Here is an 18,834-nt window from a genome sequence, read left to right as displayed (position 1 = left end):
TTGACGGTGTCGCCGATGTGGTCGACGGGCAGCGCACCTGCGCGACATCAGCCCAGTACGCGCGAGAGTTCGGCCGCCGGAAGAGAGTGCGCCTCCGCCACGGGACCGTAAACGACCTGGCCTTCGTGGGTGTTGAGGCCGCGGGCGAGCGCCGGATCGCCGCGCAGCGCGCCCCGCCAGCCGAGATCCGCGAGCTTGACGATGTACGGAAGGGTGGCGTTGGTCAGCGCGTAGGTGGACGTGTTGGGCACCGCGCCGGGCATGTTGGCGACGCAGTAGAAGACCGAGTCGTGCACCCGGAAGGCCGGCTCCGCGTGCGTGGTCGGGCGGGAGTCGGCGAAGCAGCCGCCCTGATCGATCGCGATGTCGACAAGGACACTCCCCGGCTTCATCCGCGACACCAGCGCGTTGTCGACGAGCTTGGGCGCCTTCGCGCCCGGGATGAGCACCGCGCCGATCACCAAGTCCGCTTCCAGGACGGCCTGCTCGAGGGCGTAGGCGTTGGAGGCGAGCGTGCGCACCTTCGTGCCGAAGACCTTGTCCGCCTCGCGCAGCTTGCGCACGTCGGTGTCGAGCAGCGTGACATGGAAGCCCATGCCGACGGCGATCTGCGTGGCGTTCCAGCCGGAGACGCCGCCGCCGATCACGACCGCCTGCCCCGGCACGACCCCGGGCACACCGCCCGGCAGCACGCCGCGACCGCCCTGCGAACGCATCAGGTGGTACGCGCCGACCTGCGGCGCGAGCCGGCCGGCCACCTCCGACATCGGGGCGAGCAGCGGCAGTTGCCGGTCGGCGGTCTCCACCGTCTCGTACGCGATGGCGGTGGTGCCGGACTCCAGCAGTGCGTCGGTGCACGGGCGGGAGGCGGCGAGGTGCAGGTAGGTGAAGAGCACCTGGTCCTTGCGGAGACGGTGGTACTCCTCCGCGATCGGCTCCTTGACCTTCAGCAGCAGGTCCGCCTCGGCCCACACGTCGTCGGCCGCGGGCAGGATCTCCGCCCCGGCGGCGACGTACTCCTCGTCAGGGATGGACGAGCCGAGGCCCGCGCCCTGCTCCACGACGACCTCGTGCCGGTGGCGGACCAGCTCGTGCACTCCGGCGGGCGTGATGGCCACCCGGAACTCGTTGTTCTTGACCTCGCGTGGGATGCCGACCTTCACGATGGATCACGGTCCTTGGGGTGAGGGAATCTCGTCGGGCCCCGGTCGGGGTGTCCGCCGCGGCTTGGCCATTCTTAATGAAGGAGTTCTCCGAGTCCAGCCTTTGAAACTGGCAGTTTTTTGCAACGGGTCGATGGATTCACAGGTCCGCGGCGGCCGGCCGGGGCGCCGGACCGGCCTTCGGACCCTCCCCCGGGCCGGGTTCCCGGCCCTCCTCGGCGGCGGTCTCCGCGACGACATCCACGGGCTCCGGCCCGGCCACGCCTTCCGCTTCCGGCTCCGCAACGGCCACGGCGACGGGCACCGCGGCCTCCGGGACCTGCTCCGCCAGCCGTACCGCCGCCGCCCGGTGCAGCTCCGCCGCCTCCGGGTCGCCGACACCGTCGACGAGGTCCGCCAGCCTGAGCTGCACCGCCGCGCGCAGCGCGGTGTCGCCCGAGAGCCGCGCCAGGTCCATCGCGCGCGTGCACGTCCTGATGGCGTCCCGCGGATGCCCGGCGTACTGCTGCACCCGCGCCATCTCGCCCAGCGCCCGCGCCTGCCCGCCGACGTCCCCGAGCCTGCGGTGGGCCGCCGCCGCGGCACGCCACTCGCGCAGCGCCCGGCCCCAGGCCCCGGCATACGTGTGCACCGCCCCGAGCCGCCCCCGCAGCCGCGCCTCGTCGGCCGGCTCGCCGCGCGTCTGCCGCAGCGCCAGCGCCCGCCCGAACCAGTCCGCCGCCCGGCCCCAGTCGCACAGCTCCTGGTACGCCGCCCCGACCGACTCCAGCGCGCGCCCCACCGGCTGGGGATCCCGCACCTCGCGCGCCGCCGCCAGCGCCCCCCGATAGCGGCCGAGTGCTTCCTCGGGCCGCTCGGCGCGCAGGTCCAGGTCGCCGAGGTTGAGCAGCGCCGCCGCCTTCTCCCACACCAGCCCGCGGCGCTCGGCGACCTCCAGCACCAGCTCGTGCAGCCGGTACTGCTCGGGGGCGGCCTCCGCCTCGCCCCGGTGCGCCGCCAGCGCCCGCGACAGCGCGCCGATCAGCCGCCGCGCCAGCGTGTCCAGCTCCCCGTCGGCGACCGCCGCCCGGGCCGCGGCCAGCAGCGACGGCAGCCGGCCGCGCAACCACGCGGCGGCGGCCTCCGGTGACGGGAAGCGCAGCGCCCGCGGCAGCCCCGCGAGCCGGGTGTGCACCGCGGATCCGGCGGGTTCGGTGACGGCGCGGCAGGACTGCAGCAGGCGTACGTACCGCTCCAGCATCCGGGCCCGGGCGAGCAGCGCCTCCTCCTCTTCCACGCCCGCCAGCACCTCGCGCAGCAGCGGCTGCAGACAGCCGGGCACCTCGTACTGCGGGACGCTCACCCGCACCGGCTGCGGCACTTCGCGCAGCAGGCCCTGCCGCGCACAGTCCGCGAGCGCGACGCGGGCGGCGGCGACGGTACAGCCGGCGAGCGCGGAGGCGGAGTGGGCGTCGACCAGCCCGGCGGGCGCCAGCGGCAGCAGCCGCAGCAGGTGCGCGGCGGACGGCGGCAGCGATGCGTGGACGAGGCGGAACGCCCGCGCCAGCGCCTTCGGCGCGGAGGGCCGCCCGGCGGACCCCACGGTGCTGTCGCCCTTGCGGCGCAGCTCCCGTACGGCGTCGGCGACGCAGGCGTGCGGATGCCCGGCGAGCCAGCCGCCGGCCAGCACCAGCGCCGCGGGGTGACCGGCGCACTCCTCGGCAAGCACGTGCGTGGCCTCGGGGTCGCAGGCGATGCGCGTCTCCCCCGCGTACGCGGCGATGAGCGCCAGCGCCGCCGCCGGCTCCAGCCCGCCCAGGGTGCACGGGCGGACGTCCGGCACGCCTTTCAGCGGCCCCTCGGCGACGGCGACGACGAGGCAGTCGCGGGACTCGGGGATCAGCTCCAGAAGCTGTTCGGGGGCGGCGACGTCGTCGAGGACGAGCAGCGCCGAGCGCTCGGCCAGCGCGGCGCGCAGCTTCCCGGCGAGGTCGCCGGGGCCGGCCCCGGCGACCGGCGGGACGCCGAGGGCGTCCAGGAGGTCGCGTACGGACCGCTCCAGCGGTACGGCCGCGCCGCCGGGGCCGGAGAGCCGCGCGGTGTGCACGCCGCCGGGGTAGTCGCCCGCGACGCGGCGGGCCAGCTCCGCGGCGAGCGCGCTGCGGCCGGAGCCCGGCCGCCCGGCGATGAGCAGCACCCGGCTGCGCGGAGCGGGGCGGCCGGCGAGGGTGTCCAGCCCGGCGCGGGCGATGTCGGCGCGCAGGGCGTCGAGCTCGCGGGTTCTGCCGACGAACCGGTGGGGGGCGGCCTGTTCCGTCACGCCGGTGAGCGTAATTCACCCAGAGTGAAGGACGCCTCACGTGACGGCACATGGCCGAACGCCGGAACGAAAATCACCGCATCGGATCAACCGTCCGGCAGCCCCCACCGGAGTCGCTCAGGGCGTGAACGGGCGGGCCGGCCAGGGGGCGTTCGCCGGCCGCAGCGTGTCGAGACCGCCGTCCGTGCGGGCCGCGTGGAGCGCCAGCACGCCGAGCATCAGGCAGTTGTTGTGCAGGTCCCCGGCGAGGGCGCCGCGCAGCAGATCGGCCACGGGCACGCGGTCGAGGGTGAGATCCAGCTCCTCGCCGTGGGCCGCGTAGCGCTCACCGTCCGCCTCGGTCACCCCCCGGGCGAGGAAGACGCGCACGGCCTCGTCGCAACCGCCGGGCGTGGTGTAGACGTCGACGAGCACGCGCCAGTCGTCGGCCTGGAGGTGCGCCTCCTCGTACAGCTCGCGCCGGGCGGCGCTCAGCGGGTTCTCGCCGGGCACGTCGAGGAGGCCGGCGGGGATCTCCCAGAGTTTCTGCCGTACGGGGTGACGGTACTGGCTGAGCACCAGCACACGGTCGTCGTCGTCGAGGGCGAGGACGGCGACGGAGCCCGGGTGGACCTGGTAGTCGCGGCGGGCGACGGTGCCGTCGGGCATCACCACGTCGTCGGCGCGCACGGCGGTCTTGGCGCCCTTGAACGGCGTTTCGGAGGCGACGACCTCCCACGCGGCCGCCGTGTCCCGCAATTGCTCCGCCATCACTTGCCCCCCTCGCGCACGGCGGCCACCGGCTCCTGCGCACCGGCGGGCGCGCCCTGGGGGCCGCCCTGCTCCCGCACGCCGCCCTGCTGCGTTCCCGTCGGCTTCGCCGCCTCCTGCCGCGCGACGGCGGCCTTCACCAGGCCCGCGAAGAGCGGGTGCGGCCGGGTGGGACGCGAGCGCAGCTCGGGATGGGCCTGGGTGGAGACCAGGTACGGGTGCACCTCGCGCGGGTATTCCACGTACTCCACCAGCTTGTTGTCCGGGGAGGTGCCGGAGAAGGCGAGGCCGGCCTTCTTCTCCAGCTCGCTGCGGTAGGAGTTGTTGACCTCGTAACGGTGCCGGTGGCGCTCCTCGACGTACGGCTGGTCCGCGTACGCCTCCCGCACCACCGAGCCTTCCGCCAGCTTGGCCGGGTAGAGGCCCAGGCGCATCGTGCCGCCCATGTCCCCCTCGCCGGCGACGATGTCGAGCTGCTCCTCCATGGTGGAGATCACCGGATCCGTCGCGGCCTGGTCGAACTCCGTGGAGTTCGCGCCCGCGATGCCCGCGAGGTTCCGCGCCGCCTCGATGACGATGCAGTGCAGGCCGAGACAGATGCCGAGCAGCGGCACCCGTTTCTCCCGCGCGTAGGTGATCGCGCCGATCTTGCCCTCCACGCCGCGCTCGCCGAAGCCGCCGGGGATGACGATGCCGTCCACGTCCGCCAGGTGCTCGCGGGCGCCCTGCGGCGTGCGGCAGTCGTCCGACGTGACCCACTTGATCTTCGCGCGGGCGTTGTTGGCGAAGCCGCCGGCGCGGATCGCCTCCGTGACCGACAGATAGGCGTCGGGCAGGTCGATGTACTTGCCGACGAGCGCGATCGTCACCTCGTGCGCCGGCTCGTGCACGCGCCTGAGCAGGTCGTCCCACTCGGTCCAGTCCACGTCCCGGAACGGCAGGTCCAGCTTGCGGACGACGTACGCGTCCAGGCCCCCCGCGTGCAGCACCTTGGGGATGTCGTAGATCGACTTGGCGTCGATGGCGGCGACGACGGCTGCCTCGTCGACGTCGCACATGAGCGAGATCTTCCGCTTGATCGCCGCCGGCACCTCGCGGTCCGCCCGCAGCACGATCGCATCGGGCTGGATGCCGATGCTGCGCAGCGCGGCGACCGAGTGCTGCGTCGGCTTGGTCTTCAGCTCGCCGGACGGGCCGATGTACGGCAGCAGCGAGATGTGGACGACGAACACGTTGTCCCGGCCGACCTCGTGCCGCACCTGGCGGACGGCCTCCAGGAAGGGCAGCGACTCGATGTCGCCGACGGTGCCGCCGACCTCCGTGATCACCACGTCGACGTCGTCGGAGGCCATGCGCCGGATACGGGACTTGATCTCGTTGGTGATGTGCGGGATCACCTGCACGGTGTCGCCCAGGTACTCGCCGCGGCGCTCCTTGGCGATCACGCTGGAGTAGACCTGGCCGGTGGTGACGTTCGCCGAGCCGTCGAGGTCGACGTCGAGGAAGCGCTCGTAGTGCCCGATGTCGAGGTCGGTCTCGGCGCCGTCGTTGGTGACGAAGACCTCACCGTGCTGGAACGGGTTCATCGTTCCGGGGTCGACGTTCAGATACGGGTCGAGCTTCTGCATCGTGACGCGCAGCCCGCGCGCCTTGAGCAGCGCGCCGAGGCTGGAGGCGGTGAGCCCCTTGCCGAGCGAGGAGGCGACGCCTCCCGTGACGAAGATGTGCTTGGACGTCGTGGATGGCATGGCCAAGAGGGGCTCCCGTGGTCGCTGATGCAATGCGTGGCGGGGTGCCCCAGATCGAGGTGGGTCGCTCGGCGAGCGCCGCCGCCATTGGCCCGGCCGGCCCTCCGCTCCACGGGCTACCAGGGTATCAGTGATCCCCTGGTCACCGCCCGCGGCCGACCGCCGCCGGGCCGCCCGACCCGATCGGGTCAGGGGGAATTCGCGACCGTGGCCCGCGCGCACGCGCGAAGGCTTTATCCTCGGCGGAACGCACTTCTAGCTGGAGAGGCACGTGGCCGGGCGCATCGAGGACTACGCACTTTTGGGCGACATGCAGACGGCAGCGCTCGTCCGTCGCGACGGCACGGCCGACTGGCTCTGCCTCCCCCGGTTCGACTCCCATGCGGTGTTCGCATCCCTACTGGGGACCGAGGAGCACGGCTTCTGGCGCCTCGGTCCCGCGTACGCCCCCGAGGACGCCCCGCCGCCCGCCACCCGGCGGCGCTACCGGGGCGACTCGCTGGTGCTGGAGTCCGAGTGGGACACCCCGCGCGGCACGGTCCGGCTGATCGACTTCATGCCGCCGCGCGACGGCGCCTCGCCGCAGCTCATCCGCATCGTGGAGGGCGTCACGGGCCGGGTGCCGATGCGCTCCGCACTGCGGATGCGCTTCTCCTACGGCCGTATCGTGCCGTGGGTCCACCAGACCGACGACGGCCGCACCGTCGGGGTCGCCGGGCCGGACTCGGTGTGGCTCGACGCCCCGGTGCCGACGTACGGCCGGGACCTCACGACGTACTCCGACTTCACCGTCGGCCCCGGCGACCGGCTGGCCTTCACCATCAGTTGGCAGCCCTCGCACCGCGAGCCGCCGCAGCCCGCGGAGCCCGAGTCGGCGCTCACCGCCACCGAGGACTTCTGGCAGGAGTGGACCGAGCACTGTACGTACCACGGCCCCTACCGGCACGCCGTGATCCGCTCGCTGATCACCCTCAAGGCGCTGACGTACGAGCCGACCGGCGGCATCGTCGCCGCTCCCACCACCTCACTGCCCGAGGACATCGGCGGCGTACGCAACTGGGACTACCGCTTCACCTGGCTGCGCGACGCCGCCATCACGCTGTCCTCCCTGCTGCGCACCGGATACCACGAGGAGGCCCGCGCCTGGCGCGAGTGGCTGCTGCGCGCCGTCGCCGGCGACCCGGAGAACCTGCAGATCATGTACGGCATCGCCGGCGAGCGCGAGCTCGGCGAGTCGGAGCTGGACTGGCTGCCGGGGTACGAGAGCTCCCGCCCTGTGCGCGCCGGCAACGGCGCGGCGGGGCAGTTGCAGCTCGACGTCTACGGCGAGGTCGTCGAGGCACTGCACCTCGCGCACATGACGGGCCTCGCCCGCAACGACTACGCCTCGCTGCTGCAACTGAAGATGATCCGCTGGGTCGAGGAGAACTGGGACCGCCCCGACGAAGGGCTCTGGGAGGTGCGCGGCCCGCGGCGTCACTTCGTCCACTCCAAGGTGATGACCTGGGTCGCCGTCGACCGCACGATCAAGCTCATCGAGTCCGGCGAGGCCGACGGCCCGCTGGAGCGCTGGCAGCGGCTGCGCGACGACATCCACCGCGACGTCTGCGAGAAGGGCTACGACCGGCAGCGCAACACCTTCACGCAGTCCTACGGCTCGCAGGAGCTGGACGCCTCGCTGCTGCTGATCCCGCAGGTCGGCTTCCTGCCGCCGGACGACAAGCGCGTCATCGGCACCATCGAGGCCATCCAGCGCGAGCTGGGCACCCCCGACGGCTTCATCCGCCGCTACCCCACCGCGGGCGACGAGACCGGCAGCGACGGGCTGCCGGGCGACGAAGGGGCGTTCCTCGCCTGCTCGTTCTGGATGGCCGACGACCTGGCGATGATCGGCCGGGTGCAGGAGGCGCGGCAGTTGTTCGAGAAGCTGCTGGCGCTCCGGAACGACCTGGGGCTGCTCGCGGAGGAGTGGGACCCGCGGCTGCAGCGCCAAGTGGGCAACTTCCCCCAGGCGTTCAGCCACGTGCCGCTGATCGACACGGCGCTGCGGCTGAGCGCGTCGGGGGCGTACGGGTAGCCCTCGGCGGGCGCGGAGGCGCGGGCGGCGGCAGGGAGTGCTCCGACGCGCGGCAGGCGGTCGCCGGCGGCCCCGCGAGGGCCGTCAGGCGTCGTACGTCATCAACTCGTCGTAGATCGACAGGACCTGGGCGACGGTGTCGTCCTCGGTCGGCCAGGTGCCGGCCTGGGCGCGGCCCGCGGCGGACAGCGCCACGCGGTGCGCCGGGTCGTGCAGCAGGCCCGTCACCGCGTCGGCGAGCGCGCGGGCGTCCCCGTACGGCACGAGTTCCGCCGCGTCGCCGACGAGTTCGGGGACTCCCCCCACCGCCGTGGCGACCAGCGGGGCGCCCGCGTGCAGCGCCTCCTGGGCCAGCACCGGGCGCGCCTCCCACGGGCTGGAGAGCACCGCGACGTCCGCGGCGGACAGCAGCGTGGGCAGGTCGTCGCGGCGGCCCAGGATCCGTACGGGCAGCTTCTCGGCGTCGATCCGGCGCTGCAGCTTCCCGCGGGCCGGGCCCTCACCGGCGACCGCGAGCAGCGGCTGCTCCGGCAGCGCACGCCACATGCGGGCCGCGTCGAGCAGCGGTTCGTGTGCGCCGTACGCGTCGAGCGGGGCGGCGGTGAGCACCAGAGGGCGGTCCGGGGCGCCGAGTTCGGCGCGTACCTGCTGCCGGCGCAGCGCGGCACCGTCACCGCCCGGGTGCGGCTGCCGGGGCGCGGGGACGGCGACGGGCGCGAGCCGGGCGTCGCGGGCCCCGCGGCGGCGGGCGCTGTCGACGAGGTCGGTGGTGGCGCCGAGGACGACGCGCGCGGACCGGGAGACCCGTCGTTCGAGGAGCGGCAGCATCCGGCCCCGTACCCCGTCGGGGTGGCTTCTGGTGTGCCAGGTGACGACCAGCGGCCTGCGCTGGCCGAGGATCATGGAGCACGCCATCAGCCCGCACTGCAGGCCGTGGGCGTGGACGAGGTCCGCACCGGCGCAGGCGGCGCGCAGCGTGGTCGCCGTGCACAGCGGCGCGGTGGCCGGCCCGCCGCGCTCGGGCAGCCGCGCGACGTGCGCGCCGGCCGCGGCGAACCCGTAGCGCTCCGCGGCGGCGGGGGTGGCGACCACCGTGACCCGGATGCCCCGGGCCACCAGCCCGGCCGCCAGCGAGCGCACGTGGACACCGCTGCCGCCCTCGCCGCGGCCCACGAGCTGCACGGCGTGCAGCGCGGTGGGGCCGTGGGGCGGTGCGGGGGTGCTGCTCACTGGGCCGGAACTCCTGTCCGTGGCGTCGCAGGGCCTGCCCAGGATGCCACTCCCGGGGAGCCTCCGGACCCGGCCCGGCGCCGCCAACCGCTCTGTACGGGCGTACAGGTCAGACATGCACCACCCTTCCGGGCGACGCCCCGCACGCCCGTAGCGCGCCGGGAGGACGTCCGCGGGGTGCGGACACATGGTGCACGTCGCCCGACCATTCCGGTAGACGCAGGGGGCAAGGGCCCGGGTTGCCCACGGCACCCCGTTCGGCCCACACGCGACCCCCGTCCCGCGCGGGGCCCCGGGTGACCGGTCCGGGCCGGCCGGTCCGCGCGCGGCCCGCGGCCCGGGTCGCGCACCCCGGCTACTGGGCCCCCGCGCGGGCCGCCGCCAGCAGCTCCTCCGCGTGCGCGCGGGCCGTCTCCGAGTCCTCCTGGCCCGCCAGCATGCGCGACAGCTCCCGCACCCGCGCCTCGCCGTCCAGCACGGTCACGCCGCTGCGGGTGACCGCGCCGTCGCTGGTCTTCTCCACCAGCAACTGACGGTCGGCGAAGGCCGCGACCTGCGGCAGGTGGGTCACCACGACGACCTGCGCGCCGCGCGCCAGCCGGGCGAGCCGGCGGCCCACCTCGACGGCCGCCTTGCCGCCGACGCCCGCGTCGACCTCGTCGAAGAGGTACGTCGGCACGGGGTCGGAGCCGGCGAAGACCACCTCGACCGCCAGCATCACGCGCGACAGCTCGCCGCCCGAGGCCCCCTTGGCGATCGGCCGCGGCGGGGCGCCGGGGTGCGGGGCGAGCAGCAGCTCGACCTCGTCGACGCCCGTGGGTCCGAACGCCACGCGGCGGCCGTCGATCTCCAGACCCTCGGCACCGGCGGCGACCTCGGTGCTCCGCAGATCGACCGTCACCCGCGCGTGCGGCATCGCCAGCTCGGTCAGCTCGTCGGTGACGGCGGCGCCGAAGCGCTCCGCCGCGGCGGAGCGCGCCTCGGTCAGCGTCTGCGCCAGGTGCGCCAGCTCGCCGAGGAGCGCGTCGCGCTCGCCGGTCAGCTCCTCGATGCGGTCGTCGTCGCCGTCCAGCTCGGCGAGCCGGGCGGCTCCCGCCTCCGCCCATGCGAGGACGGCGGACACGCTGCCGTCACCGGCCGCTCCCCCGCCGGCGGCGGGCTCGTGGCCGTACTTGCGCATGAGGTGGGTGAGCACCGAGCGGCGCTCCTCCACCGCGGCCAGCCGCAGCGGGTCGGCGTCGATGCCGTCGCCGTACGCGGCCAGCTCCTGCGCGACGTCGCCCAGGAGGATGCCGACCTCGGTGAGCCGGTCGGCGAGCCCGGCGAGCGCGGGATCGTGGGCCCGTACGGCCGCCAGGGCGCGCTGTGCGCCGGCGACGAGCGTCCCGGCGTCGACGGCCTCGGGGTCCGCCGGGTCGCCCGCGAGGGCGGCGTGTGCGGCGGCGGAGGCGTCGGCCAGGGCCTCGGCGTGGCCGAGCCGTTCGGCCTCCGCGGCCAGCTCGACGTCCTCGCCGGCCCGCGCCTCCGCGGCGGAGATCTCCTCCAGGCCGAAGCGCAGCAGATCCGCCTCCTGCAACCGCTCACGCGCGCGGGTGGTGATCTCGTCCAGCTCGGCGCTGACGGCGCGCAGCCTGCGGTACGCCGCCGCGTACGTGGCCAGCGGCGCGGCGACCGCGTCGCCCGCGTACCGGTCGAGTGCCTGCCGCTGCCGCGCGGGCTTCAGCAGCCCCTGCTGGTCCGTCTGCCCGTGCACGGCGACCAGGTCCTCGGCCAGCTCGCCGAGGAGCCCGACGGGAACGCCGCGCCCGCCGAGGTGGGCCCGTGAGCGGCCTTCGGCCGAGACCGTACGGCTGATGAGCAGGGCGCCGTCGTCCAGCTCGGCGCCGGCGTCCTCGGCCCGTACCGCGGCGGGCGAGCCGTCGCCCACGGCGACCCGGCCCTCCACGACGGCGGACTTGGCGCCGATGCGTACGAGCGCGGCGTCCGCCCGCCCGCCGAGCAGCAGCCCGAGGCTGGTGACGACCATGGTCTTGCCGGCGCCGGTCTCGCCCGTTACGGCCGTGAAGCCGGGCGACAGCTCGACGACCGCGTCGTCGATGACGCCCAGGGACTGGATCCGCATCTCCTCCAACACGGTACGACCATACGAGGTTCCGGCACCGTGTCGCGAGCGGCGTCGTGATCAGGGGTGGGTCCGGAACGCGGCCGGCCGGTGCCGCCAGGCCGCGGCACAGGGCACAACAGCCGCGCGTGCGACGGGCCGTGCGTCAGTTCGGCGCCCCGCGCCAGCCCGCCACCGGCAGCGCGAACTTGGCCACCAGCCGGTCCGTGAACGAGGCGTGGTGCAACCGGGCCAGCCGCACCGGCACCGCACCCCGGCGCACCTCGACGCGCGCGCCGGCCTCCAGATCGACGGTCCGGCGGCCGTCACACCACAGCACACCGCGCTGCCCCGTCGGCTGCACCTCCACCGCCAGCACGGAGTCCGGGGAGGTCACGAGCGGCTTGGCGAACAGCGCGTGCGCGCTGATCGGCACCATCAGCAGCGCCGCCACCTCGGGCCAGACGACGGGCCCGCCGGCGGAGAAGGCGTACGCGGTCGACCCCGTCGGCGTCGCGCAGACGACGCCGTCGCAGCCGAAGCGGGAGACGGGCCGCCCGTCGACCTCGGTGACGACCTCCAGCATCCGCTCGCGGGCGGCCTTCTCCACGGACGCCTCGTTGAGCGCCCAGTCCACGTGCACGGTCCGGCCCTCGTTGCGTACCAGGACGTCGAGGGTCATCCGCTCCTCGACCTCGTACTCCTTCGTCACCACGCGGTCCACGACCTTGTCGAGGTCGTCCCGCTCGGCCTCGGCGAGGAACCCGACGCGCCCGAGGTTGACGCCGAGCATCGGCACGCCGGACTTGCGGGCGAAGGCGGCGCCGCGCAGCAGCGTCCCGTCGCCGCCCAGGACGATCAGCAGCTCGCAGTCGTCCATCACCCCGGGGCCGGCCTCCACCAGCTCCGCCTCCGGCGGCAGCGGCAGGTCGGCCGCCTCGCCGGCGAGCACGCGCACGCCGACGCCGCAGCGCAGAAGGCCGCGTACGACCAGCTCGGCGCTGCGGATCGCCGCCGGCCGGCCGGTATGCGCGAGCAGGAACACGGTGCGGTCTGTCATCGGGGCCCCTCCGCCACGGCACGTGCCACGTCCGCCGGGTCCAGCGCGGGCGCACCGGCGCGCAGCCACAGAAAATACTCGACGTTTCCCTTCGGCCCGGGCAACGGGCTGGCCGTCACGCCCAGCGCGCCGAGCCCGAGCGCCGCCCCCTGGGCGCCGACGCCGCGCACGGCCTCGGCGCGCAGCTCGGCGCTGCGGACGACACCGCCGCTGCCCAGGCGCTCCTTGCCGACCTCGAACTGCGGCTTGACCATGAGCACGAGGTCCGCGTCCGGCGTGGCGCAGCGCACCAGCGCGGGGAGCACGAGCCCGAGCGGGATGAACGACAGGTCGCCGACGACGAGTTCGGCGGGCACGCCGTCGAGGTGGTCGAGCGTCAGCTCGCGGACGTTCGTACGGTCCCGGACGGTGACCCGCTCGTCGCTCTGCAGCTTCCAGGCGAGCTGCCCGTAGCCGACGTCCACGGCGATGACGTGCGCGGCGCCGGCGCGCAGCAGCACGTCGGTGAAGCCGCCGGTGGAGGCGCCGGCGTCGAGGGCGCGCCGGCCGGCGACCCGCAGCCCGCGGGGCTCGAACGTGCCGAGTGCGCCGGCGAGCTTGTGGCCGCCGCGGGAGACGTAGTCGGGGTCGTCGTCGTCCGGGACGACGACGACGGCGGCGGACGTCTCGACCTGGGTGGCGGGCTTGCTGGCGACCATGCCGCCGACGGTGACCCGGCCGGCGGCGATGAGGCGCCCGGCGTGCTCCCGCGAGCGGGCCAGCTCGCGGCTCACCAGCTCGGCGTCGAGCCGGCGCCGCCTGGCACCGCTCACGGGTTCCCCGGCCGGTACGGAGACGGGTGGGCCCCGGGGCGGTTCGGGGTGTGACCGTAGGGCGCGGGGGACGGCGACGGCGCGGGCGGCCCGGGGCGGGCCCGGCCCTGGCCGTAGGGCGCGGGCGCCGGGTTCGCGGGGCGCGGGTTCCCGTGCGGCTGCGCGGGGCCGGGCGGGGGCGGGCCCTGGGTGCGGTCCAGCTCCTCCAGCGTCTCGCGCATCCGGCGGTGCGCGTCCTCGTAGACCTCCAGGTGGCTGCCGGTCGGCAGTTCGTCGGCGTCGGCGAGCCGATCGAGCACGGCGTCGACGTCGGCGTTGCCGGTGGGCGTGCGCGCGACGCCGAGCGGTACGGGCCCGGCCTCGACCGGCTCGGGCTCGACCGGCTCGGTCACGGGCTCCGGACGGCCCTCGTGCGCGGCTTCCGGTCCGGTCCGGGCCCGCGTGACGGCCCCGCCGGCGGCCTCCGCCACGTCCCCGAAGCCCGGTTGGGCTACGGCCTCGTGCCCTCGTTCCGCTTCGCCGCCGCCGACCGGCTCCGCCGCGCCCGCCGCTCGCGGTTCCGGCCACCGCGGCGCCGGCTGTCGCGCGTACGGCGGTACGGGTGCGGTCTCGGGTTCCGCTGCGGGCTTCGGCGTCGGCTCGCTCATGCCACGAACCGTACCCCGAACCACTGTCAGAACCCCGGTCAGACCCAGCCGGCCGCCGCCCCCCGCGTCTTGCGTGGCGGGGAGCCACCCGCGGCGCGGCGGGGCGCCCTGGGGACCGGGGCCCGTACGGGGAGCGGCGTCGGCCGACATCCGATGACGTTTCCTCACCTGACCAGAAGGGGGAGGGCGGCGCTCACAGCCCGAGGCGCGCCAGCGCCTTCCCCGGGTCGAGGCCGCAGGAGCCCTCCCCCGCGTACGTCCACGCCGCCGCGCACAACGCCCGCAGCCCGTCGAGCTGTTGCCCCTCACCGTCGAGCCGCAGCTCCCCCTCCGCGCCGCCCGCGGACGCGCTCCAGCCGCCGCACCGCGCGACCGGGGCACCGCCGTCACCCGCCACCGCCACCTCCGGCTGCGCGTCCGACAGCCCGCGCAGGTCCGCCGCCACATACGCCGGCCGGTGCCGCGGCCCGGCCGCGAGCAGTTCCGCGGCGCGGGTCACGCCGGTGAGCACCAGCAGCGCGTCGACGCCGCCGTTGTACGCGCCCTCGATGTCGGTGTCGAGCCGGTCGCCGACGACCAGCGGCCGCCGCGCCCCCGTCCTGATGATCGTCTCCCGGTGCATCGGCGTGCCCGGCTTCCCCGCCACCCGCGGCTCGGCACCCGTGGCCAGCCGCACCACCTCCAGCGCCGCGCCGTTGCCCGGGGCGATGCCGCGCGGCGTCGGAATCGTCACGTCGGCGTTCGACGCGAACCAGGGCAAGCCCCGCTGCACCGCGAACGCCGCCTCCATCAGCCGCTCCCACGGCATCCCCGGCCCGCCGTGCCCCTGGACCACCGCCGCCGGATCGTCGTCCGCCGACTCCACGACCACGAGCCCGCGTTCCCGCAGCGGCCCGGTCAGTCCCTCCCCGCCGATCACGAGCACCCGCGCCCCCGGCGGCACCTCCTCGGCGACCAGCCGCGCCACGGCCTGCGCGGAGGTGATCACGTCAGCCGGCTCCGCGGGCACGCCCATGTCGCTCAACTGCCGGGCGACGACGGCCGGAGAGCGGAGGGCGTTGTTCGTGACATACGCCAGCCGCATCCCGCGCGACCGGGCGCCGCCCAGCGCGGAGGCGGCGTGCTCGACGGCCGCACCGCCGATGTAGACGACGCCGTCGAGGTCCAGCAGCGCCGTGTCGTACGCCGTGCACAACGGCTCCGCACAGGCGTCGGTGCGGGTCCTGACGGGCTGGCTGGTCACGGTGGCGGCTCCTCGGGCAGGCGATATCGACGCCTCGATCATCGCGCATCGGCCGCGGCGCATACGATCCGGTCCATGCAGCGTTCACCCGGACTCGACCTCCGCCCCTTCCGCGGGCTGCGCTACGCGCCGTCCCGGGTGCGCAGCCTCGCCGCCGCCACCTCACCCCCGTACGACGTCGTCGTACGGCCGGACGGGCTGCACCACTTGGAGACCGCCGACCCCTACAACATCGTCCGCCTCATCCTCCCCCAGGCCGGCGACCCCGCCGCCCGTCACCGCCTCGCCGCCGACACCCTGCACCGGTGGCGAGCGGAGGGAGTCCTCGTACCCGACCCCCGGCCCGCGCTCTACGTGTACGAGCAGCGCAGGGGGGAACTGCTCCAGCGCGGCGTCATCGGGCTGCTGGCGCTGAGCGAGCCGGCGGAGGGCGTGGTGCTGCCGCACGAGGACGTGATGGAGGAGGTCGTCGCGGACCGCGCGGGCCTGATGCGCGCGACCGGCGCCAACCTTGAGCCACTGCTGCTGTCGTACCGCAGCGACGGCGTGGCCACCGGCACGGCGGGCGTCGTCGACCGTGCCACGGCACGCACCCCTCTGCTGGCCACGACGACGGAAGACGGCTTCGCGCACCGGCTGTGGGCGGTGACGGACGCGGCGGAGATCGAGACCGTACGCGCGGACCTGGCCCGGCGGCAGGCGCTCATCGCGGACGGACACCACCGCTGGGCGACGTATCTGCGGCTACGGGCCGAACACCCGGCGCAGCCGGGCGCACCGGGGCCGTGGGACTACGGACTGGTCCTGCTCGTCGACACGGCCCGGCACCCGCTCGTCGTCCGCGGCATCCACCGCGTCCTGCGCACCCTCGCGGCCACCGACGCACTGCGCCTCCTCGGCGACGACGCCCGTGTCCGGCCCCTCGACGCACCGCTGCCCGCGGCGCTGAGGGCGCTCGAAGAGACGCGGGGAACCGCGTTTCTCCTCGCGGGCGAGAACGGGCTGCACCTGGTCGACCGCCCGGACCCGGGCCTGCTGGCCCGTACCGTACCCACCGACCGCCCGGAGGCGTGGCGCACCCTGGACGCCACGGTGCTGCACACCACGCTCATCGACCACGTCTGGCGGCTCCGCGACGACCCCGAGCACATCGGCTACGTCCACGAACCCGAGGCCGCCACCGCCCAGGCGGTGCGCCTGGGCGGGACGGCGGTGCTCATGAAGCCGGTGCCGGAGGACGTCGTACGGGAACTCGCGCGGGACGGGGTGACGATGCCGCGCAAGTCCACGTCGTTCGGCCCGAAGCCGGCCACGGGTCTGGTGCTGCGGGCACTGGACCTGGGGTGACTCAGGGACGGGCGTCCTCGTCGTCGACCACGGGATCGTCGTCGGTGAAGTCGGCGTCAGCCTCGCCGGGGTCGCCGGCCGAAGCCTCCGGCTCCTCCCCGGCGCCCTCGGCGTCCTCGGCGTCCTCCGCATCGGGATCGAGTGCGTCGGTGAACTCGATGCCGTCCAGCTCGGCCAGCCGGTCGGAGGCGTCCGTGAGCCCGTCGTGGTCGGCCTCGACGGCCTTCGCGAACCACTCCCGCGCGTCCTCCTCGCGGCCGACCTCCAGCAGCGCGTCGGCGTAGGCGTACCGCAGCCGCGCGGTCCACGGGTGCACACCGGTCGACGCCAGCTCCGGGCTCTGCAAGGTGACGACGGCGGCGTCCGCCTGCCCCAGGTCACGGCGGGCCCCGGCGGCGACGAGCCGCATCTCCACCTGCCCGGCCTTGTCCAGACGCTGCACCTCGGGCTCCCCGGCCATCGCCAGAGCCCGCTCCGGCCGCCCCATGCCGCGCTCGCAGTCGGCCATCACCGGCCACAGGTCGGGACGCCCGCTCATCCGCCGCGCCGCCCGGAACTCGGCCAGCGCCTCCTGATACCGCCCCGTGTGGTACGCAGCGAAGCCGGCGGCCTCCCGTACGGCCCCGACGCGTGACGCGAGCCGCAGCGCCACCTTGGCGTGCTCATAGGCCCGCGGGGCGTCCTCGTCGAGCAGCCGGGCGACCATGACGAGGTTCTTGGCGACGTCATCGGCGAGCGTTTTGGGCAGGCTCTGCAACTCCTGCCGCACGGCCTTGTCGATCTCCATCCCGGTGACGTCGTCGGGGATGGACAACCGCCGCACGGGCGCCCGGTCCCCGTCACGCCGCGGCCCCCGCGCCCGTTCCCCCCGTCGGTCATCCCGCCGCTCGAACCGCCCTCCGTGCCCGTACCCGTCACGCCGGGGCCCGCGGGAGCGGTCGTCGTCACGGCGGAAGTCACGGCGAGGACGGTCGTCGCCACGGCCGACATCACGCCGCGGGCGGTCATCGTCACGCCGGAAGTCACGCCGCGAACGATCGTCATCACGCCGGAAGTCACGCCGCGGACGATCGTCATCGCGGCGGGGCCCACGAGGGCGGTCATCATCACGCCGGAAATCACGGCGAGGACGGTCGTCGCCACGGCCGACATCACGGCGGGGCCGGTCATCGTCGCGACGGAAGTCACGCCGCGAACGATCGTCACCGCGGTGGAAGTCGCGGCGCGGACGATCGTCGTCACGGCGGGGCCCACGAGGGCGGTCATCATCACGCCGGAAGTCACGCCTGGGCCGGTCATCGTCACGGCGGGGCCCACGAGGCCGGTCATCATCACGCCGGAAATCGCGCCGCGGACGGTCGTCATCACGCCGGAAATCACGCCGCGGGCGGTCATCGTCCCGCCGGAAATCGCGCCGCGGACGGTCATCGTCCCGGCGGAAAGTACGCCGGGGCCGGTCGTCGTCACGCCTCAAGCCCCGCGAGCGGTCGTCTCCACGCCGATCGTCGTCACGCCGCAGCCCACGCGGACCGTCGTCATCACGGCGGACATCACGACGCGGGCGGTCATCCTGCCGCCACGGCCCACGTCCCTGCCGGTCACCGTCCGGACGACGCGGCCCCCCGCGACGCTCTCCATCTCGACGGTCGAAACCACGCCCGTCACCGTCACGACGCCGGCCGCGGCCGTCACGGTCCTCGTCACGCCGGTCAGGCCCGTTGGTGGTCATCACTACGCTCCTCACACTCCGGTGGCACCGGAACGACACACAAAAAGGACCTGTGGTCCCAGCGCTCACGCTGGGACCACAGGTCCTCAATAATTGTTCGGCGGTGACCTACTCTCCCACACGGTCCCCCATGCAGTACCATCGGCGCGGTCGGGCTTAGCTTCCGGGTTCGGAATGAGACCGGGCGTTTCCCCAACGCTATGACCACCGAAACCCTCAAGGGGTCAGCGAACAAGCACACTCTTCAGTTAAGTGAACAAACTCAAGCCAACCCACAGACAATGGTTTGTTGTCTGGGAACAACACAGTGGACGCAAGCAGCTATGGACAAGCCCTCGGCCTATTAGTACCGGTCACCTCCACCCCTCACAGGGCTTCCAGATCCGGCCTATCAACCCCGTCGTCTACAGGGGGCCTTAACCCCTCATGGGGGTGGGAGTCCTCATCTCGAAGCAGGCTTCCCGCTTAGATGCTTTCAGCGGTTATCCCTCCCGAACGTAGCCAACCAGCCATGCCCTTGGCAGAACAACTGGCACACCAGAGGTCCGTCCGTCCCGGTCCTCTCGTACTAGGGACAGCCCTTCTCAAGACTCCTACGCGCGCAGCGGATAGGGACCGAACTGTCTCA

The 18,834-nt window shown here is 74.4% G+C and carries 14 protein-coding genes and 2 rRNA genes; 3 read left to right on the top strand and 13 right to left on the bottom strand.

The window, feature by feature from the left end:
• Positions 1 to 47: 47 nt before the first annotated feature.
• The 4 genes from ald to pyrG all read right to left on the bottom strand — a co-directional run bounded on the left by ald (position 48) and on the right by pyrG (position 5,960).
• Complete coding sequence (gene ald / locus I003_RS0119900) at positions 48 to 1,163, bottom strand: alanine dehydrogenase (RefSeq protein WP_027773113.1); 1,116 nt, start codon at positions 1,161 to 1,163, stop codon at positions 48 to 50.
• Between the two features lie 139 nt (positions 1,164 to 1,302).
• Positions 1,303 to 3,462: a tetratricopeptide repeat protein gene (locus tag I003_RS32690; RefSeq protein WP_037721225.1), complete on the bottom strand. Its 2,160-nt coding sequence runs from the start codon at positions 3,460 to 3,462 to the stop codon at positions 1,303 to 1,305.
• A gap of 117 nt (positions 3,463 to 3,579) precedes the next feature.
• A complete protein-coding gene (locus tag I003_RS0119890; protein ID WP_027773112.1) occupies positions 3,580 to 4,212 on the bottom strand; it encodes an NUDIX hydrolase in 633 nt (210 codons plus the stop codon).
• Positions 4,212 to 5,960 carry a CTP synthase gene (gene pyrG, locus I003_RS0119885; protein WP_027773111.1) on the bottom strand — a complete coding sequence of 583 codons (1,749 nt, stop codon included), beginning with the start codon at positions 5,958 to 5,960 and terminating at the stop codon, positions 4,212 to 4,214. Before pyrG ends, I003_RS0119890 begins: the two co-directional genes overlap by 1 nt.
• 271 nt (positions 5,961 to 6,231) lie before the next feature.
• Between pyrG and I003_RS0119880 the strand changes: the two genes are divergently transcribed.
• On the top strand, positions 6,232 to 8,037 hold the full coding sequence (locus I003_RS0119880; RefSeq protein WP_027773110.1) for a glycoside hydrolase family 15 protein: 1,806 nt from the start codon (positions 6,232 to 6,234) through the stop codon (positions 8,035 to 8,037).
• Between the two features lie 84 nt (positions 8,038 to 8,121).
• Here the strand turns inward: I003_RS0119880 and I003_RS0119875 are convergent, their stop codons facing one another.
• From I003_RS0119875 to I003_RS0119850, 6 genes are all read right to left on the bottom strand, one after another.
• A complete protein-coding gene (locus I003_RS0119875) occupies positions 8,122 to 9,267 on the bottom strand; it encodes a glycosyltransferase family 4 protein (RefSeq protein WP_027773109.1) in 1,146 nt (381 codons plus the stop codon).
• Between the two features lie 355 nt (positions 9,268 to 9,622).
• Positions 9,623 to 11,389, bottom strand: a complete 1,767-nt coding sequence (gene recN, locus I003_RS0119870; protein ID WP_027773108.1) for a DNA repair protein RecN — start codon at positions 11,387 to 11,389, stop codon at positions 9,623 to 9,625.
• Between the two features lie 145 nt (positions 11,390 to 11,534).
• On the bottom strand, positions 11,535 to 12,428 hold the full coding sequence (locus I003_RS0119865) for an NAD kinase (RefSeq protein ID WP_027773107.1): 894 nt from the start codon (positions 12,426 to 12,428) through the stop codon (positions 11,535 to 11,537).
• The gene (locus I003_RS0119860) at positions 12,425 to 13,240 is read right to left on the bottom strand and encodes a TlyA family RNA methyltransferase (protein WP_027773106.1); all 816 of its coding nucleotides are present in this window, start codon (positions 13,238 to 13,240) and stop codon (positions 12,425 to 12,427) included. The genes I003_RS0119865 and I003_RS0119860 overlap by 4 nt, the downstream gene beginning before the upstream one ends.
• Complete coding sequence (locus tag I003_RS36970; RefSeq protein WP_027773105.1) at positions 13,237 to 13,887, bottom strand: hypothetical protein; 651 nt, start codon at positions 13,885 to 13,887, stop codon at positions 13,237 to 13,239. Before I003_RS36970 ends, I003_RS0119860 begins: the two co-directional genes overlap by 4 nt.
• Before the next feature lie 193 nt (positions 13,888 to 14,080).
• A complete protein-coding gene (locus I003_RS0119850) occupies positions 14,081 to 15,172 on the bottom strand; it encodes an HAD hydrolase-like protein (protein ID WP_051368343.1) in 1,092 nt (363 codons plus the stop codon).
• A gap of 33 nt (positions 15,173 to 15,205) precedes the next feature.
• On the opposite strand from I003_RS0119850, the gene I003_RS0119845 reads away from it, so the two are divergent.
• Positions 15,206 to 16,477, top strand: a complete 1,272-nt coding sequence (locus I003_RS0119845) for a DUF1015 domain-containing protein (RefSeq protein ID WP_027773103.1) — start codon at positions 15,206 to 15,208, stop codon at positions 16,475 to 16,477.
• 1 nt (position 16,478) lies between these two features.
• On the opposite strand, the gene I003_RS0119840 is transcribed toward I003_RS0119845, so the two are convergent.
• Positions 16,479 to 17,300 carry a tetratricopeptide repeat protein gene (locus tag I003_RS0119840; protein ID WP_027773102.1) on the bottom strand — a complete coding sequence of 274 codons (822 nt, stop codon included), beginning with the start codon at positions 17,298 to 17,300 and terminating at the stop codon, positions 16,479 to 16,481.
• Between the two features lie 78 nt (positions 17,301 to 17,378).
• On the opposite strand from I003_RS0119840, the gene I003_RS36130 reads away from it, so the two are divergent.
• Positions 17,379 to 18,299, top strand: coding sequence for a ribonuclease E domain-containing protein (locus tag I003_RS36130; protein WP_027773101.1), 921 nt, complete (start codon positions 17,379 to 17,381; stop codon positions 18,297 to 18,299).
• A gap of 2 nt (positions 18,300 to 18,301) precedes the next feature.
• On the opposite strand, the gene rrf is transcribed toward I003_RS36130, so the two are convergent.
• Both rrf and I003_RS0119825 read right to left on the bottom strand, forming a co-directional pair.
• Positions 18,302 to 18,418 (bottom strand): 5S ribosomal RNA (gene rrf / locus I003_RS0119830).
• Between the two features lie 111 nt (positions 18,419 to 18,529).
• Positions 18,530 to 18,834: ribosomal RNA gene (locus I003_RS0119825) — 23S ribosomal RNA — on the bottom strand; the annotation flags it as partial.

This window comes from Streptomyces sp. CNQ329 (assembly GCF_000482585.1).
This window is presented reverse-complemented; position numbering and strand designations above follow the sequence as displayed.